The sequence below is a fragment of the Methylobacterium nigriterrae genome (assembly GCF_037106235.1).
Taxonomy (GTDB): domain Bacteria; phylum Pseudomonadota; class Alphaproteobacteria; order Rhizobiales; family Beijerinckiaceae; genus Methylobacterium; species Methylobacterium nigriterrae.
In genome coordinates, this window is record NZ_JBAWTG010000272.1 from 1 (window position 1) to 2980 (window position 2980).

Sequence of the window (2980 nt, forward strand, 5' to 3'; positions counted from 1 at the left end):
AGGCGAACCGCACGCCCAGCCCACGGATGCCACCCGTAGACGACGACACCGTCGTCGCCACCGCCGGTACTATGGGTCTTGTGCTGAGAGGTTGTACAACGCGGACCGACCCTACACAGCTCTGGGCGGCTTGACGCCCGAGCCTTCGCCAACCTAGCTGTCAGAGCCCGAGAACTTGCATAGGCTTTGGATTACAAACCGGGGCAGCTCCGCGAGGTCCTCGGCGCAAAGTACAGGTGGGCCCGTGGCGCGGATCTCCTCTGAACAAGACGGGCCCTGCGGCTCGCCCAGGGCCCGACTCACCTGCCGGCGCGACCTCTGATCGAGACAGGAGTGCAGCCGAACAATCGGGATGTATCGCCGCTTGTTGGCTGGGGCTGCCGGCAACGTAGACGCGGATAAGGCCCGGAGAGCTGCCCGGAGGAAATCAGATCCTTCACCTCCGAGCGCCTTCCGCGCAGACGCCTGCCGCAGGATGGAAGGCATCTCGTGGTCGGCTCAAGCGTCCGGGAGCGCTTCTGCGCCACCTGCATCTAACGCGCATTCGACGCAACAGCAGGCAGCAGCGCCCTGCCAGGATGAAAGTGGTTCTCGGGCGGCGATCGAGCCCGGACAAATAGAAGGGCTCGGCGGGCCGGCCTCTGGGACGTGTCTGGATTGTCGCTGCCGCTGAGTGGCTTGTTGGGGCGGAGTGGTATCATGGGCAGTTCGTCGAAGATGCCGGAGAGCGCCCGTCCCCATCCTGCCGAAGGTCCGGCGACGCTCGGCACCTACAGCTCGCCGCCCTGTTTCATGCACGAGCTTGATCCGAGTTTCGTTGGACTACCCGGCTGTTCAGAGCAGGCAGCGAGCCCTCCGTTACCTGCCGCCGCCCTCGATTGGCCGGCGATCCAGCAGTGGCAGAAGGAGAAGCGCGCTCAACTGATCGAGCGTCGGCTTCAGATCACCTCCGCAGACCGCACGGATTGGAGTGCTCGGATCGATGCGGCGCTGGCGGAGGTCCTCTCCTCGGTTTCGGGCAAGCTCGTCGGCTTCTACTGGCCCTTCAAGGGCGAATAAAACGCGCGCCCGCTTCTCACCGGCCTGCGCACGCATGAGGTACGTCTCGCGCTTCCCGTGGTGGTCGCGAAGGCGCAGCCACTCCAGTTTCGTGAGTGGTGGCCAAGTGTGCCGATGACTCGCGGCGTCTGGAACATCCCGATCCCAGCTGAGGGCGAGCCGCTCTTCCCCGATATCCTACTCGCGCCGTTGGTGGGCTTCGACGCCGTAGGCTTTCGGCTAGGCTACGGCGGCGGCTTCTATGACCGGACCATCGCAGCGATGCCGTCCAAACCGCAGACGATCGGCGTCGGCTTTGAGCTGTCGCGCCTGGACACCATCCATCCGCAGCCGCACGACATGCGGATGGATGTCATCGTCACCGAGCATCAGACGGCCCGTATCTCTGCGGGGTAGGCTAACGACCCGTTCAAGCCCGCCCATGCGGCGCTTCGGCCAGCAGCTTCCCTCTTCGCTCCAGGCTCAACTCAGGCCTTGGGTCAAGAACAAAGCCATCGCGATCGGGCGTCTGAATCTTTGGTACCGCTATCTTTTCTCACAGCGCCTCGGTCTTTGCGCTGGATCAAGGCCGCACCGAATGTCAGGACTATGCTCGTCCGGCCGAAGCATTGGGAGCCGGCGCGATGCGACAATTCCTCGTTACCTTCCACAAGGTCGTCAGCGACGACACCGGCCACGACCACAGCGTGATGCAGCAGCGGGCCGTGGTTCGCGCCCGATCGGACGTATCGGCCCTCTACGAGGCCAAAGCCCTCTTCTGCCGGCGCATGGGCGTCGTCGACTGGCGGCTGCGTGCCGATACCTGCGACATCACCGACATCGTGGACTGGCGGCCTGAACGCTGCGTGGCGGGCGAACGCAGAGGGCCCATTCTCGAGGGTAGCTTCGATGCTTCTCGGGAGAACGGCGGACGACAGCCGCCACGGCTCGTCACGGTCTCGGCCGTTGCACACCCAACAATTCAGCTGCGAGCAGACTCATGACTGAATCACTGAGTGACACGACCATTCATTTAGTGAAGGTGACGGTTCCTGCCCTGCAGGAGCACGGCCTCGCCGTCACGCGGCGGATGTACGAGCGCATGTTCCAGAACCCCGACATCCGCGACCTCTTCAACCAGTCTCACCATGGTGAGACCGGCTCGCAGCCCAAGGCGCTTGCCGCGGCCGTCCTGGCCTACGCCCAGAACATCGACAACCTCGGTGCTCTTGCTCCAGCCGTCGAGCGCATCGCGCAGAAGCATGTCGGGCTCAACATCCTACCCGAGCATTATCCGCACGTGGCCGAGGCGCTGCTGGGCGCCATCAAGGACGTGCTGGGCGCGGCCGCGACCGACGAGATCCTCGCCGCCTGGGGAGAGGCGTACTGGTTCCTCGCGCACGTGCTGATCGGCCGCGAGACTGCGATCTACGGGAGTCATGCCGCAGCTCCGGGCGGATGGACGGGGTGGCGCAACTTCAGGATCGACGGCAGGACGCGTGAGAGCGAGATCATCACGTCCTTCGTTCTGCGTCCGGAGGACGGCGGACGCGTCTTGCGGCATCAGCCCGGGCAGTATCTGACCTTCTGGATCGACATCCCGGACCAGCATCCGCTGAAGCGCAACTACAGCATCTCCAGTGCGCCCAGCGAGAACGCCTACCGGATCTCGGTCAAGCGGGAGCCCAACGGCATCGTGTCGAACTGGCTGCACGACCACGTGCAGGAGGGACAGATCCTGAGGGTGGCTCCGCCGGCGGGCGAGTTCATCCTGAACGAGGAATCGCCGCGGCCAGTCGTCCTCCTGAGTGGCGGTGTCGGCCTGACGCCCATGATGAGCATGCTGGAGGCAATCGCGAGCCAGCACCCGAACGTTCAGGTCCAGTACGTGCACGGCACGTTGAACGGCGCGACGCACGCCATGAAAGAGCAGGTCAGATCG

At 64.5% G+C, this 2980-nt stretch carries 3 protein-coding genes and 1 pseudogene; all 4 read left to right on the forward strand.

Annotation, left to right across the window (positions count from 1 at the left end; genetic code table 11):
* Positions 1-699 precede the first annotated feature (699 nt).
* Positions 700-1059: a 5-formyltetrahydrofolate cyclo-ligase gene (locus WDW90_RS41055; RefSeq protein ID WP_431311197.1), complete on the forward strand. Its 360-nt coding sequence runs from the start codon at positions 700-702 to the stop codon at positions 1057-1059.
* A 12-nt stretch (positions 1060-1071) separates the two neighbouring features.
* Positions 1072-1455, forward strand: a pseudogene (locus WDW90_RS41060) (5-formyltetrahydrofolate cyclo-ligase); the annotation flags it as partial.
* A 227-nt stretch (positions 1456-1682) separates the two neighbouring features.
* Entirely contained in the window at positions 1683-2042 is a 360-nt protein-coding gene (locus WDW90_RS35935) for a hypothetical protein (protein ID WP_336492526.1), read from the forward strand.
* Positions 2039-2980 (forward strand): NO-inducible flavohemoprotein (hmpA, locus tag WDW90_RS35940; RefSeq protein ID WP_336492527.1); only part of this gene is annotated, 942 nt, incomplete at its 3' end. The genes WDW90_RS35935 and hmpA, both read left to right, overlap by 4 nt.

Excerpts from the sequence above, each read along its gene's own strand:
- WDW90_RS41055 (WP_431311197.1), top strand. The coding sequence starts at position 700 with ATGGGCAGTTCGTCGAAGATGCCGGAGAGCGCCCGTCCCCATCCTGCC.
- WDW90_RS35935 (WP_336492526.1), top strand. The coding sequence starts at position 1,683 with ATGCGACAATTCCTCGTTACCTTCCACAAGGTCGTCAGCGACGACACC.